11 protein-coding genes are annotated in these 12,500 nt (G+C 71.9%); 7 read left to right on the top strand and 4 right to left on the bottom strand.

Annotated features, from left to right (window positions below; genetic code table 11):
* Positions 1-131: 131 nt before the first annotated feature.
* Together LE548_RS13650 and LE548_RS13645 are read left to right on the top strand one after the other, a co-directional pair.
* Positions 132-1,397: a hypothetical protein gene (locus LE548_RS13650; RefSeq protein WP_225097063.1), complete on the top strand. Its 1,266-nt coding sequence runs from the start codon at positions 132-134 to the stop codon at positions 1,395-1,397.
* Between the two features lie 96 nt (positions 1,398-1,493).
* Positions 1,494-1,652, top strand: coding sequence for a hypothetical protein (locus LE548_RS13645; protein WP_225097062.1), 159 nt, complete (start codon positions 1,494-1,496; stop codon positions 1,650-1,652).
* A gap of 52 nt (positions 1,653-1,704) precedes the next feature.
* On the opposite strand, the gene LE548_RS13640 is transcribed toward LE548_RS13645, so the two are convergent.
* Genes LE548_RS13640 through LE548_RS13630 form a run of 3 tightly spaced genes read right to left on the bottom strand, consistent with a single transcriptional unit; the run spans position 1,705 to position 4,655 of the window.
* Positions 1,705-2,649: a 3-oxoacyl-ACP reductase gene (locus LE548_RS13640; protein WP_225097061.1), complete on the bottom strand. Its 945-nt coding sequence runs from the start codon at positions 2,647-2,649 to the stop codon at positions 1,705-1,707.
* A 21-nt stretch (positions 2,650-2,670) separates the two neighbouring features.
* On the bottom strand, positions 2,671-3,747 hold the full coding sequence (locus LE548_RS13635; RefSeq protein ID WP_225097060.1) for a Zn-dependent alcohol dehydrogenase: 1,077 nt from the start codon (positions 3,745-3,747) through the stop codon (positions 2,671-2,673).
* A 47-nt stretch (positions 3,748-3,794) separates the two neighbouring features.
* Positions 3,795-4,655: a MaoC/PaaZ C-terminal domain-containing protein gene (locus tag LE548_RS13630; RefSeq protein WP_225097059.1), complete on the bottom strand. Its 861-nt coding sequence runs from the start codon at positions 4,653-4,655 to the stop codon at positions 3,795-3,797.
* Positions 4,656-4,895: 240 nt separating this feature from the next.
* Between LE548_RS13630 and LE548_RS13625 the strand changes: the two genes are divergently transcribed.
* From LE548_RS13625 to LE548_RS13615, 3 genes are read left to right on the top strand one after another with little or no spacing between them, the layout of a single operon-like run.
* Complete coding sequence (locus LE548_RS13625; RefSeq protein WP_225097058.1) at positions 4,896-5,855, top strand: ABC transporter ATP-binding protein; 960 nt, start codon at positions 4,896-4,898, stop codon at positions 5,853-5,855.
* Positions 5,855-6,571 (top strand): ABC transporter permease, encoded by a 717-nt coding sequence (locus LE548_RS13620; protein WP_225097057.1) that lies wholly within the window; start codon positions 5,855-5,857, stop codon positions 6,569-6,571. Before LE548_RS13625 ends, LE548_RS13620 begins: the two co-directional genes overlap by 1 nt.
* Positions 6,572-6,588: 17 nt before the next feature.
* Positions 6,589-7,863, top strand: coding sequence for a sensor histidine kinase (locus LE548_RS13615; protein WP_225097056.1), 1,275 nt, complete (start codon positions 6,589-6,591; stop codon positions 7,861-7,863).
* Here the strand turns inward: LE548_RS13615 and LE548_RS13610 are convergent.
* Complete coding sequence (locus tag LE548_RS13610; protein WP_263636080.1) at positions 7,841-9,358, bottom strand: alpha-L-arabinofuranosidase B; 1,518 nt, start codon at positions 9,356-9,358, stop codon at positions 7,841-7,843. The genes LE548_RS13615 and LE548_RS13610 overlap by 23 nt on opposite strands.
* A gap of 309 nt (positions 9,359-9,667) precedes the next feature.
* On the opposite strand from LE548_RS13610, the gene LE548_RS13605 reads away from it, so the two are divergent.
* Both LE548_RS13605 and LE548_RS13600 read left to right on the top strand, forming a co-directional pair.
* On the top strand, positions 9,668-10,300 hold the full coding sequence (locus tag LE548_RS13605; protein WP_225097163.1) for a response regulator transcription factor: 633 nt from the start codon (positions 9,668-9,670) through the stop codon (positions 10,298-10,300).
* A gap of 446 nt (positions 10,301-10,746) precedes the next feature.
* The gene (locus LE548_RS13600; protein ID WP_225097054.1) at positions 10,747-12,492 is read left to right on the top strand and encodes an MFS transporter; all 1,746 of its coding nucleotides are present in this window, start codon (positions 10,747-10,749) and stop codon (positions 12,490-12,492) included.
* The last annotated feature ends 8 nt before the right edge of the window (positions 12,493-12,500 follow it).

The raw sequence follows: 12,500 nt of genomic DNA, 5'->3' as shown, positions 1-12,500 counted from the left end.
CCCGCTCAGCACAATCGCCCCGTTTTCCTCAGGTGAATCGCTTCTGCGCCACCCGTATGTGTGAAGCGCGCAGGGCCGGTCCCACGCCTGTGCGTGCGAAAACTACCTTCGTCACCGGAGGTGACCGAACGATGACGGCCTGTGCGATCGAATCCCCGTCCACCGGCGCGGACGACGGAGGGAGCGGAGGGAGCAGATGCGCCCTCACGGCCGACGGGGCGTACGCCGCCCGGCTCGCGCCCGCCGGCGACTGCTGGTTCCCGGAGCGCTGGACGCTGGACGGCCCGGAGCCGTACGCGGTGCCGCTGCCCGGCAACCAGCCGGAGGAGCCCGGCACGCAGGTGCAGCCGCTGGCCGACGGCCGGGTGCTCATCCACCGGCTGATCGAGCGGCGGCACGCCTTCTCGCTGCTGTACCCGACCGGGCCCGGCACCGGCGAGCTGCCGCTGGGCGCGGTGGAGTGCCCCGAGCCCGGCACCCGGCTCACGCTGCTGCCGCCCGCGCCGGGGGGCACGCGGGCGTACGCCCTCGCCGTCGGCCCGCGCTCCAGCACGGTCTGGCTGGTGGCGGGCGGCGCCTTCGGTCCCGAGCGGCTCGCCGAGGTGCCGGGGCGCTGCTCGGGCGGGGTGTGGCTGGACCGCGCCGGGCGGATGCTGGCGCTGGACCGGGAGCCGGCCGGCGGCCCGGTGAAGGCGGTCGTGGTGGATCTGGAGCGCGCGCTGGTCTCGCCCCTGCTCCAGATCACGCCCGCGAGCAGCGACCGGCTGCTGCTCGCCGACCCCGACAGCGGGCTGCTGCTCATCTCCTCGGACGCACCCTCGCCGGGGCAGGAACGATTGGGCTGGGGGGTCCTCGGCAGCACGCTGCCGGTGCGCTTCCCGGAGTCCCTGCGGCTGCCGAACTGCGCGGTGACGCCGTTCGCGATCCAGCCGGGGCAGGTGCTGATGCCGGAGAACTGCGCGGTGGCGCTGCGCGTCGACGGGCCGCTCGGCAGCTGGGTGGGCGTCTGGCGGCCGGCCGGGCGGCAGGTGAGCCACTTCCCGGCGCCCGCGGGCTGGCTGACCGGCGCGGGGCTGTGGACGCGGGACGGGGTGCTGCGGCTGCCGTACGCCACGGAGGAGACTCCGTGCGGCGTGGCGGAGCTGACGGCGCCCTGGGGGGAGACGGGGGGTGCGGGGGCCGCGGGAAGCGGTACGGCCGTGGCCCCGGGGGAGGCGGGTCCGGAGGGTCCGGTCCGGGACGGCACGGCTGCCGGGGCGCCCGAGGCGTCACCGGAGCCGACGGAACCGGACCCTCCGGAACCTGTGGAACCGCAGCCTCCGCTGTCTCCGGAGCCCGTGATGGCACGTCCGGTGCCCTTGCAGCAGGCACCGCTGGGGCGTCTTGTAACGAACTAGTGCCGGTTGGCGTGTGCGCCTGGATTCGGCCCGTGGTGTGCCGGTTACACTCGCCGGGCTGTACGAAAGATCATGTTGACGGGGTGAATTCTTCCGATGAGCGACACCAGCACCAACGAGCAGCTGTCTGCCGACTCTCAGGACGCGTCCGGCCACGGCCGGCACCGGGGCCAGGTCTCGGCCCAGGAGAGTGAGACGGCTCCGCACGGCAAGCACCGCAAGCCGGCCGCGGAGAGCGCCGAAATGGCCGCCTGACGGTCATGAACGAAGAGGGGGTGCCCACGGGGGCACCCCCTCTTTTCGTGTCTCAGCTCCGCTTGAGCCCCAGCACCTCCGCCGCCGCGAACGTCTCCCCCGGCGGCCGGTCCGCGTAGTGCGGGGTGAGCAGCGCGTCGAGCTCGTCGTAGGTGAACGTCTCCTGCTTGCTGTCGAACTTGGCCCGCACCCGCGGCCGTTCGACGATCGCGACCATGCCGCCGTGTACGACGAGAAGCTGGCCGTTGACGCGGGCGGCGGCCGGTGCGGCCAGATAGCCGACGAGCGGGGCGACGTGCTCGGGGGCCAGCGGGTCCAGCCGCTCCTCGTCCGGTTCCTGGACGCCGGCGAAGACGTCCGCGGTCATCCGGGTGCGGGCGCGCGGGCAGATCGCGTTGGCCGTGACCCCGTACTTGGCCAGGGCGAGGGCGGTGGAGGTGGTCAAGCCGACGATGCCGCCCTTCGCGGCGGCGTAGTTGGGCTGCCCGGCGGAACCGGCCAGGAACGCCTCCGAGGAGGTGTTCACGATCCGCCCGTAGACCCTCTCCCCGCCGGCCGCCTTGGACCGCTCCCGCCAGTGCGCGGCGGCGAAGTGGGTGGTGTTGAAGTGGCCCTTGAGGTGCACCCGGATCACCGAGTCCCACTCGTCCTCGGTCATGGAGAAGACCATGCGGTCACGCAGGATGCCCGCGTTGTTGACGAGGATGTCGAGCTTGCCGTACTCGGCGATGGCCGACTCGACGAGTTCCCCGGCCTGTTCGAAGTCGGCGACGTCCCCGGTGTGGGCGAGCGCCCGGCCGCCCCGGGCCCGTATCTCGGCGACGACGTCCTCGGCGGGCCCGGCCGAGGCCGCGCCGGAGCCGTCCCGCCCGGGCTGTCCGTAGTCGTTGACGACGACGGCCGCGCCGAGCCGGGCGAGTTCGAGGGCCTCGGCCCGGCCGAGCCCGCGCCCGGCGCCGGTGACGACGGCCGCCATCCCCTCCAGTGGCAGTGACATCGATGAAAGTCCTCGGGTCTCTCAGATCTCGATGCACGTACGCAGGGCGGTCCCGGTACGCATCTGGTCCAGTGCCTCGTTGATCTCCGCCAGCGGCACCCGGTGGGTGATCAGGCCCGCGAGGTCGATCCGGCCCGCCCGCCACAGGGCGATCGCGCGTTCGTAGGAGCGCAGCACGTCCCCGCCGCCGTACATGGACGGCAGGATGCGTTTCTCGTCGAAGAACAGCTCGAACATGTTGAGCTGGAGGAAGTCGTCCAGGGCGCCGGCGCCGACCACGACGAGGGTGCCGCCGCGCCGGGTGTTCTCGTAGGCCGTGCGGGCGGTGGCGGACTTCCCGACGACCTCGAAGACGTAGTCGAAGCCCTCGCCACCGGTGACCTGCTGCTTGGCGTCGGCCAGCGCGTCGGGTGAGACGGCCTTCGTGGCACCGAACCTGAGGGCGGCGTCGCGGCGGGAGGCGACCGGGTCCACGGCGACGATCTCGGCGGCGCCCTTCAGCCGCGCACCTTGCACCGCCGAGATGCCGACGCCCCCGCACCCGATGACGGCCACGGACGAACCGGCCTGCACATCGGCGGTGTTGAGCGCGGCGCCGAGTCCCGTCGTGACCCCGCAGCCGATCAAGGCGGCGATGTCGAAGGGCACGTCCTCGGGGATGGGCACGGCACAGCCGGCGTCGACCACGACCTCCTCGGCGAAGGTGCCGGTGCCCGCGAAGCCGAAGACATCACCGGCCGTCCGCCTGAAGTTGGGGGTGCCGGCGTTCATGAACCCGGCCAGGCACAGCTGGGTCTGGCCGCGCTTGCAGGCCGGACAGGCGCCGCAGGCGGGCAGCCAGCAGATCACCACCCGGTCCCCCGGCTTCAAGCCCCGTACCCCGTCCCCGACTTCGAGGATCTCGCCCGCGCCCTCATGGCCGGGCACGAACGGCGCGGGCTGCGGCAGCACCCCGCTCATCGCGGACAGGTCGGAGTGGCACAGCCCGGTGGCGCGCACCCGGACCCTGACCTTGCCGGGCCCGAAGCCCACGGCCTCGACATCGTCGTGGACATCGAGCTTTTCCTGGCCGATCTCGTGCAGTACGGCTGCGCGCATGGTGCGGCTCTCCCCTCGACTGCGGGTTCTTTCCACTACGGCCTGGTTCAGGAGTGCTGGACGACGGTGTCGGCGAGGACGGGCGCGTCCTCTCGCTCGACAGCGCTCACGGCCACCCGGACGGCACTCCCCTCCCCCTGCCACATGCGGATGCGCAGGGTCTCCCCCGGGAACACGACCCCGGCGAACCGGGTGGCGTACGACCGCACCCGGCTCACGTCCCCGCCGAGCAGCGTGTCCACGACGGCCTTGAGCGTGATGCCGTAGGTGCACAGCCCGTGCAGGATGGGCCGGTCGAACCCGGCGCGCTTGGCGAAGTCGGGGTCGGCGTGCAGCGGGTTCCAGTCGCCGGAGAGGCGGTAGAGCAGGGCCTGGTCCTCGCGGATGTGCCGTTCGACGGTCCGGTCGGGCTCGCCGGTGGGCGGTTCGAGGCGAGTGGAAGGGCCGCGGTCGCCACCCCAGCCCCCTTCCCCCCGTACGAAGATCTGGGCGTCGTTGGTCCACAGCGGGCCGTCGGCGTCGGCGACCTCGGTGCGCATGACCAGGACGGCCGCTGTCCCCTTGTCGTACACGGCGGCGATGCGCCCGGTGGCGGTGGCGGTGCCCTGGGCGGGGATCGGCCGGTGGATCTCCAGGCTCTGCCCGCCGTGCAGGACCCTGGCGAGATCGACCTGCACGCCCGGCATGGACAGTCCGCTGATCACGCCGGGCGAGCCGGCGCCCGCGACCGTGGCGAAGCTGGGCAGGACGTGCAGCCGGGACTCCAGGGTGTAGCGCAGCTCGTCGGGATCGGTGGCGGGGACGCCGGCGCCGATGCCCAGGTGGTAGAGCTGCACGTCCTTGGTGGTCCAGGAGATCTCGCCGGTCCGGGGTTCGGCCGCGAGGGCTCGGCTTGCGTCGATGGGCATACGGCTCCTGACGGGTCTCAAGACCTCGGTGCGGACGTCCGCACCGTCGGCCGCACCGAGGTCGTCCACGGGCGGGATCTAGAACGCGTTCCAGTCCGGCGCCCCCTGTATAGCCGAGCGCTCCTGACTTGTGAAGGCTCCTGACGCAGTGTCAGCTTTGCTCGGCAGTGACATTTGTACTGCCCGAGTCCGTACATGCGCATCTGCCGGAGGCGGGGCCGGGCTCGTAGCGTCGTAGGCATGACACAACGGGGACAACAACGGGGACAACGGGGACAACGGGGAAGCGCCGTCTCCTTCACGGGGGCGGTCAGGACGTACGGCGCGGTGCGCGCGGTGGACGGGGTGGACCTGGACATCGCGCCCGGCGAGACCGTGGCCCTGCTCGGCCGCAACGGCGCCGGAAAGTCCACCACGATCGGGCTGCTGCTCGGGCTGTACGAGCCCGACGCGGGCGCCGTGGAGCTGTTCGGGGCGCCGCCGGAGCGGTCGGTGCGGGCGGGACGGGTGGGCGCGATGCTCCAGGACGCGCGGCCGGTGCCCCGGGTCACGGTGGGCGAGCTGGTGACCTTCGTCGCCTCCCGGTACCCGGCGCCGATGCCGGTGGCGCGGGCGCTGGAGCTGGCCGGGATCGCGGGCCTGGCCGGGCGCCGGATGGACCGGCTGTCCGGCGGGCAGGTCCAGCGGGTGCGGTTCGCGCTCGCGCTGGCCGGGGATCCGGCGCTGCTGGTGCTGGACGAGCCGACGGCGGCGCTGGACGTGGAGGCCCGGCACGTCTTCTGGGACTCCATGCGCGCCTACACCCGACGCGGCCACACCGTCCTGTTCTCCACGCACTATCTGGAGGAGGCCGACGCCCACGCCGACCGCATCGTGATCCTCGACCGGGGCCGGATCGTCGCCGACGGCACGGGCGAGGACCTGCGCCGCGCGGCGGGCGGCAGCCTGGTCGGCGTGGACCTGGCGGGACGGGATCCGGATTCCCTCGCCCTGCTGCCCGGGGTCCGCTCGGTGGACGTACAGGACGGCAGGGCCCTCCTGCGCACGAACGACTCGGACGCGACGGTGATCGCGCTGGCGGAGCTGGGGGCGATCAGGGGGCTGGAGGTGACTCCGGCTTCGCTGGACGACGCGTTCCTGGCGCTGACGGCGGCCGGCCCCCGGACCCTCATCGCATCCCACGACGTGGAGCTTCGCTGATGCTCGCCTACGTACGCCTCGAAATCCGCCGGACCCTGCGCGACACGGGCTTCGTCATCGGCGGAATCGCCATGCCGGTGATGATGTACCTGCTGTTCACGAACCTCGGCGGAGCCGACACCGGCTGGCGCACCGCGGGGATGGTCGGCATGGCGGCCTACGGCGCCGTGGGCTGCGCGCTGAACACCGGCGGAGCGGTGGCCGAGGACCGCGCCGTCGGCTGGCTGCGGCAGCTGCGCGTGGCCCCGATGACCCCGCGCGAGGTGGTGCAGGGACGGACGCTGACCGGCGCGGTGACGGTGCTGCCCGCGATCGTCGCCGTGCTCGCGGCGGGCGGTCTGGTCAACGGGGTGCGGCTGGCGGCCTGGCAGTGGGCCGCGCTCGTGCTGCTGCTGTGGCTCGGCTCCCTGCCGTTCACGCTGCTCGGCCTCGGCAACGGCTACCGGCTGACGGGGCCCGCGACCGGTGTCGCCAACATGCTCCTCAGCCTGGGGCTCTCGGTGGTCGGCGGCCTGTGGTTCCCGGTCAGCCTGTTCCCGGGCTGGCTGCGCGACCTGTCGGCGTACACCCCGACCCGCCGGTTCGCCGAGCTGGGCACCGCCGTCTCGGACGGGCACGCGCCCGGCGCCGGTGCCATCATCGTGCTGACGGTTTGGCTGGGACTGTTCGGTTCGTACGCTGTGCTGTCGTACCGCCGCAGGGCGGGGACCATCTGATCGGGGGACATACGGGCATGACGGTGTGGAACAGAGCGCAGTGCCAGGCACGGGCCTGGCAGACGGCGCGGATCGAGTGGAAGGCGGAGCACGAGCGGTTCAAGGCCGCGCAGCAGGCCGCCCGGGAGAAGGGCGGGACCCCGGACGTCGACCACCCGGGCCCGCCGCCGACCGGCTTCGCGCTGCTGCCCTGGCTGCTGATGGGGATGGGGTCCTTCTCCAACCTGCTCCAGGACAAGACCCCGAACCCCCTGATCGGCAGCCTGGGCCTGTTCGTCTTCAACTCCCTGTACATCTACATCACGTTCCGCTCCTTCGACCGGGACAAGCGTGAGGCCGTCCGCACCCGGGTGGCGCTGCTGGTGATGGGCCTGCTGACCACGGGCCTGGCCGCCGGGTACGGGGGCAACTGGCTGATGTTCTTCCCGCTGCTGGGCCTGGCCACGGGCGCCACCCTGCGCGGCCCGTGGCTGGGCCGTACGGGCCTGCTGCTCGCCGCGTACGCGGCCGCGATCTCCGGCCTGCGCGGTGGCTGGAACGATGCGGCGAACATCGGCTACGCCACCTTCCTGTCCAGCATGGTCACCGCCGCGATCCTCGGTCTGTCCGAGGTGGTGCGGGAGCTGCGGGCCGCGCGCGAGGAACTGGCCCGGCGGGCGGTGGAGAAGGAGCGGCTGCGGTTCTCGCGGGATCTGCACGATCTGCTCGGGCACACGCTGTCGGTGATCGTGGTGAAGTCGGAGGCGGCCCGGCGGCTTGCCCCGCGGAACATGGACGCGGCGCTGGGGCAGATCGCGGACATCGAGTCGGTGGGCCGGCAGGCGCTCACCGAGATCCGCGAGGCGGTGACCGGCTACCGCGAGGGGAGCCTCGCCACCGAGCTGACCCGGGCCCGCTCGGCGCTGTCCGCGGCGAGCGTGGAGCCGGTGATCCGGCAGTCCGGCACGCCGCTGGCCCCGCAGACCGAGGCGCTGCTCGGCTGGGTGGTGCGCGAGGCGGTCACCAACGTGGTCCGGCACAGCGGCGCGAGCCGCTGCGAGATCACCGTCGAGAGCGGTACCGAACAGGCCCGGCTCACCGTCACCGACAACGGCACCGGTGAGCCGGTCAGCCGGCCCCGGGAGGGCATCGGCGGCACGGGGCTGAAGGGGCTGACCGAGCGCCTCGCGGCGGCGGGCGGCTCGCTGACGGCCGGCCCGTCGCCACGCGGCGGTTTCTCGGTCACCGCCGAACTCCCGGTGGAGTCAGCGGAATTGACGGATTTCGCGATTACGGCGCCCAGGGCGAGCTGACCGCCCAGCTGACGTCGTCGGTCCAGGACGTGCTGCTGTCCCAGGCGTTGGACCCGCCGTCGCTCGCCACATAGAGGTTGTAGTCGTAGTGGCGCAGGTATTTCGTCGGGTAGTTGTACGACGCGAACGAGGTGCCGGTACCGCTCTTGCCGGTCGTCGGGCAGAAGGTGGCGTCCGCCCGGAACTGGGCTGTGCCGTCCATGGGCTGCCGGTAGATCGTGAAGTTGTAGTGGCGCAGGTAGTCGCCGGGGTAGTTGCGCGACTCGAAGGAGACGCAGGAAGCGTCGGCGAGGCCCTTGCGGACGATCCAGGTGGCGTCGTTCTTGTCCAGGCTGGAGCTGCTGGAGGTGATGGAGGAGAGGACACCGGCGTTGTTCTGGTGCCGGACGTAGTCGCTGGTGCAGCAGGACGTGGTCGCGCGCAGGGAGATCTCCGAGCCGGCGTTCAGCGTGCCGGTGCTGCCGGTCGCGCCGCCGTAGCCGACGGAGACGATGTTCGACTGGACGGAGTCGTCGGCGGCGTCCGTCGGGATGCCGGAGGTCATCACGCCCTCGAAGAAGGACCCGATGGAGCCGTTGCTGTTGTCACCGCCGGTGCCGAGGACGATGGCACCCTCCTGGTGCATCGGAGAGTATCCGCTCGTGGTCGGCTCACCGCCGGAATAGGTGGTCGTGAGCCCGCCGGATTGGGCATTTCCCCATTTGAGTGCGAAATGATTCTGCCCGTTGTTCTTGAGCAGCGCGGTCACGAACGGAAGTGCGCCCGTGCCGGTGTTGGAGGAGTTCTTGCTGTAGCCGGCGTCGGACTGGAACAGCCCGTTCTCCAGGTCGGCCTGCACCCAGGGGCCGGAGCCGTAGCAGGGGGCGAACCAGCACTCGGTGCCGAAGTTGATGGCGTCCATGTGCCCGTTGCCGGTGTCCTTGTTGTTGGTCTCGGCGTTGCCGTAGTCGAAGCAGCAAGCGCCGTTGACGTGCGTGCCGGAGGTCACCATGTACATCCCCTCGGCGGCGCCGTTGGTGGCGACACCCGAGGTGGAGTCGTTGCGGTAGCCCATCCCGGCGGATATCTCCAGGCCGTAGACCTGGTGCCCGCCGACGGTCACCGGCAGGGCGTCCGCGGGCGCCCCCACATCGGCCGCCCCGGCCCCGCCGGCGCCCTCGACGGTGAGGTCGTTGTGGCGCGAGGACTGGTCGTAGATCTTGGTGATGATGCAAGTCGTGCCGGAGCAGAAGGAGTCCTGGGCGGCCGCGTCGGCGTATCCGCCGGCGGCCAGCAGACCGATGTCCTTGGTGGCGCTGTCCGAGGCCCGCTTCACCTGGTACAGCGAGCCGTTGTACGAGGAGTACAGCGCCCGGACCATGCTGTGCGCGGCGACGCAGGGGGTGCCGGCGGCGGCGTAGACGTCACAGGGCAGCGAACCCGCGGCGGCCGCCTGGGGCGCACCGGTGCCGAGCAGCAGCGCGACGAGGGTGGCGCAGACGGCGAACACGGACAGCACGGCGCTTCTCAGGCGCCGGGGGCGGGGGGTTCTGGGGGGCAAGGTGCACCTCGGTTCGTCGTAGGGCAGCTCACGTTCGGAATCTCGGACAACGTTCGACCGAAATACCGAACCCATTCGACTGCGGAATTTGGCAGTGATTCCTGGAAAAGCAGAGGCGATTGTTTGGGTGCCATCCGAGGCCGTCAACCCCCGCCGCACGGGACAATGCCGATTCTTTAATCGGCGAACAGCCGCCGCACAGACCGCTCCCGCACCGCCCCGCACGCGGCGGGTGGGCGGCCGTACCCTGAGCCCATGAACGAGATGCCCCGGGACGGCAGGCCCGCCACGTGCATCCGGGTCCTGCTCGCCGAGGACCAGGGGATGATGCGAGGGGCCCTCGCGCTGCTGCTCGGCATGGAGGACGACATCGAGGTCGTCGCCCAGGTCTCCCGGGGTGACGCGATCGTCGAGGCGGCGCTGCTGCACCGGCCGGACGTGGCCCTGCTGGACATCGAACTGCCGGGCGCCAGCGGGCTGGACGCGGCGGCCGAGCTGCGCGAGCAGGCGCCCGACTGCCGGGTGCTCATCCTCACCACCTTCGGCCGGCCCGGCTATCTGCGCCGGGCCATGGAGGCCGGGGCGGCCGGATTCCTCGTCAAGGACGGGCCCGTGGAGGAACTGGCCGAGGCCGTCCGGCGCGTGCTCACCGGTGAGACCGTGGTCGACCCCGCGCTCGCCGCCACCGCGCTCAGCGCCGGGCCGAATCCACTGACGGCCCGTGAGTGCGACGTGCTGAAGGCGTCGGTGGACGGGGCGACCGTCGCCGACATCGCCGGCCGGCTGCATCTGTCCGAGTCCACGGTCCGGAACTACCTGTCCTCCGCCATCGGCAAGACCGGCACCCGGAACCGGGCCGAGGCCGTACGCGAGGCCCGGCAGCAGGGGTGGCTGTGAGGCGCGCACAGCCGCCGCCCCACACCCCCTCGGCCCCCTCCCCTACAGCCCCCGCGGCAGCGTCACCACCGCCGCCCCGGACAGCCCGATGTCGTGCGCGAGCCCCACTCGCGCCCCGGGCACCTGCCGCTCCCCCGCCCGGACAGCCCGCGCTCGTCGGCGAACCGCCGCGACACCACGACCGCGGCCGCCGCGCCGCCCGAGGCCGGCGAGCACTGGAGCTCGGTCAGCGGCCGATGCACCATACGCGCGGCATCCCGGCCCCGGCGACGTAGGCCTTCATGGCGCGGCAGATGAGAACGCGTTCCACAAACTCACCAGGCCTGACCCAGGGTCAGAAACCCATGAGTCGGTCAAGGATTCGTTAGGGGCTCGAAGCAACGGAATAGTTGCCTGTGCATACGAGGTTTACCGAGCACTTATTCCGACGGGGAGGCCTCGACTCAATGACCCACACGACCACCGACCAGCCGGCTCGGAGGGCGAGCGGGGCCGTAGTGCCCGTGCTCGCCTTCGCGGGCATCGTCGTCGCGGTGATGCAGACACTGCTCGTGCCGGTCATCAAGGACCTGCCGCAGCTGCTGAGCACCGCCCCCAGCAACGCCACCTGGGTCCTGACCTCGACCCTGCTGTCCGGCGCCGTCGCCACCCCGATCATGGGCCGCCTCGGCGACCTGTACGGCAAGCGGCGGATGCTGATCCTCAGCCTCGCCGTCATGGTGGTCGGCGCCCTGGTCAGCGCGCTCACCAGCCAGCTGCTCACCATGATCGTCGGCCGTACCCTGCAGGGCTTCGCCATGGGCGCGATCCCGCTCGGCATCGGCCTCATGCGCGACATGCTGCCCCGCGAGAAGCTCGGCTCGGCCATGGCCCTGATGAGCTCCTCCATCGGCGTCGGCGGCGGCCTCGCGCTGCCCGCCGCAGCCCTGGTCGCGCAGCACACGAACTGGCACGCCCTCTTCTACGGCGCCGCCGGCCTCGGCGTCATCGCCATCACCCTCACCCTGATCGTCGTACCCGAGTCGCCGATGCGCGCCGAGGGCTCCTTCGACCTGGTGGGCGCGCTCGGCCTGTCCACCGGCCTGGTGCTGCTCCTGCTCCCGATCACCAAGGGCAGCGACTGGGGCTGGTCCTCCGGCACCACGCTCGGCCTGTTCGGCGCGGCGGTCGTCGTCCTCGTCCTGTGGGGCCTGTTCGAACTGCGGGTCGAGGCGCCCCTGGTCGACCTGCGCACCACCGCCCGCCCGGCCGTCCTCTTCACCAACCTCGCATCGATCATGGTCGGCGTCGCCTTCTACGTCGTCTCGCTCGTCCTGCCCCAGCTGCTCCAGCTGCCGAAGGCCACCGGCTACGGCCTCGGCCAGTCCATGGTCGTCGCGGGCCTGTGCGTGGCCCCGCTGGGCCTGACGATGATGTTCACGGCGCCGGTCTACGCCCGCCTGTCCGCCCGCTACGGCCCGAAGACCACCCTCATCCTCGGCCTGCTGATCATCGCGCTCGGCTACGGCGGCGGCCTCGGCCTGATGGACGCGGCCTGGCAGACCATCGTCACGTCCGTCGTCCTCGGCGCGGGCATCGGTCTCGCGTACTCGTCCTTGCCGGCGCTGATCGTGGGTGCCGTTCCCGCCTCGGAGACCGGCGCGGCCAACGGCCTGAACACGCTGATGCGGTCCATCGGTACGTCGGTGTCGAGCGCCGTCATCGGCATGGTGCTGGCCAACACGGCGAACAACGTGGGCGGCATCGCGATCCCGACCATGCACGGCTTCCGGGTGTCCTTCCTCATCGCCACGGCCGCGGTCGCGGTGGGCCTGCTGCTGGCGCTGTTCCTGCCGAAGGCCGGCCGGCCGGCTCAGCAGCACGTTCAGCTGCGGGCCAGCAGTGAGGAGGACGCCGTGCTGGAGCAGGCCGAGGAGGTGCTGCGGGGGTTCCGCGGGCGGGTTCTGGACGCCTCCGGTGTTCCTGTCGCGCGGGCCAAGGTCACGCTGATCGACCGGCGGGGGCGGCAGGCCGGAGCAACTCTCTCCGAGACGGACGGCACGTATGCCCTGGCAGTGCCTGGCTCGGGTGCATATGTGCTGGCTGCCAAGGCGCCGGGGCACGGTCCGCTCGCCTCTTCCGCCACGCATTCCGGTGAGGAGCGGGCTGTCGAGCTGGATCTTTCGCTGCCGGGGGAGGTTGTGAGCGCCTGAGAGCTCGG

Origin of the sequence: Streptomyces sp. CoH27 (assembly GCF_020181035.1) — a bacterium.
In the GTDB taxonomy this organism is placed as follows: domain Bacteria; phylum Actinomycetota; class Actinomycetes; order Streptomycetales; family Streptomycetaceae; genus Streptomyces; species Streptomyces camelliae.
This window is presented reverse-complemented; position numbering and strand designations above follow the sequence as displayed.

Bases quoted from the DNA above. Each gene is read 5' to 3' on its own strand.
- LE548_RS13650 (WP_225097063.1), top strand. From the start codon at position 132: ATGACGGCCTGTGCGATCGAATCCCCGTCCACCGGCGCGGACGACGGA.
- LE548_RS13645 (WP_225097062.1), top strand. From the start codon at position 1,494: ATGAGCGACACCAGCACCAACGAGCAGCTGTCTGCCGACTCTCAGGAC.
- LE548_RS13640 (WP_225097061.1), bottom strand. From the start codon at position 2,649: ATGTCACTGCCACTGGAGGGGATGGCGGCCGTCGTCACCGGCGCCGGG.
- LE548_RS13635 (WP_225097060.1), bottom strand. From the start codon at position 3,747: ATGCGCGCAGCCGTACTGCACGAGATCGGCCAGGAAAAGCTCGATGTC.
- LE548_RS13630 (WP_225097059.1), bottom strand. From the start codon at position 4,655: ATGCCCATCGACGCAAGCCGAGCCCTCGCGGCCGAACCCCGGACCGGC.
- LE548_RS13625 (WP_225097058.1), top strand. From the start codon at position 4,896: ATGACACAACGGGGACAACAACGGGGACAACGGGGACAACGGGGAAGC.
- LE548_RS13620 (WP_225097057.1), top strand. From the start codon at position 5,855: ATGCTCGCCTACGTACGCCTCGAAATCCGCCGGACCCTGCGCGACACG.
- LE548_RS13615 (WP_225097056.1), top strand. From the start codon at position 6,589: ATGACGGTGTGGAACAGAGCGCAGTGCCAGGCACGGGCCTGGCAGACG.
- LE548_RS13605 (WP_225097163.1), top strand. From the start codon at position 9,668: ATGCCCCGGGACGGCAGGCCCGCCACGTGCATCCGGGTCCTGCTCGCC.
- LE548_RS13600 (WP_225097054.1), top strand. From the start codon at position 10,747: ATGACCCACACGACCACCGACCAGCCGGCTCGGAGGGCGAGCGGGGCC.